The sequence below is a fragment of the Mesorhizobium waitakense genome, from assembly GCF_056431085.1.
Genome location: NZ_JBWKME010000082.1, coordinates 1 through 715, shown reverse-complemented (window position 1 = coordinate 715; position 715 = coordinate 1). Strand labels below are relative to the sequence as shown.

Below are 715 nucleotides of genomic sequence, written 5' to 3'. Positions count from 1 at the left end.
CCGACAACGGCTCCTGCTACAGGTCGAAAACCTTCGCCAGGGCTTGCCACGAGCTCGGCCTTAAGCATGTCAGCTTGAACGACGGCTGGAAGAAGTTCACGAACAGCCGTACCGTCGAATAGAGCTGCGCGAGCGCTGCGGCGGCTTCAAGTCCCTCCAGCCGGCGATAGCCGACAATGCGGCGAACAACGGCGCCGTTCTTCTGCTCGACAAATGCCTGGTCATTCTTGCGGTAAGGCCGGCAGCGGGTGAACTCGATGCTACCGTCCCGGCCGTAATCGCGCACAGTCTCATTCAGGAACACGCTGTCATTGTCCGTATCGAACCCGAGAAGTTTGAATGGCAGGAGCCGCCGCACTCGCTCAGCAGCTTCTGCTCGCGGACAAGCAGGGGAGCGCATTCCGTCCACCCGCTCGCAATGTCGGTGAGACAAAGCGTTTGAATAAAAGCTGCCGCTCGTCACCGGTCCACTGTGCGCCACCAGGTCAGCCTCGACAAATCCGGGCGGAGGGGTCCTGCCAGTCGGAGAAAGTACGAATCGGAATGCTCCGTCGTAGCGCCGTGGATACCGCGCTGCGGCGCCGTGCCCGTCCTCCGGCGGTCTCTCGAGCCCCGCGAAGAACACGGTCGATTGTCGCCGCGCTCATCGTCAGAAGCCGACTGCGCGCTGTCCGACCGCTTGACGATCTCCATCGTGAACGTTCCGAGCTTTTGC

At 61.8% G+C, this 715-nt stretch carries 1 pseudogene; it reads right to left on the bottom strand.

Annotation, left to right across the window (positions count from 1 at the left end):
- Positions 1–70: 70 nt before the first annotated feature.
- Positions 71–715: pseudogene (locus AC07FD_RS18020) on the bottom strand (transposase); the annotation flags it as partial.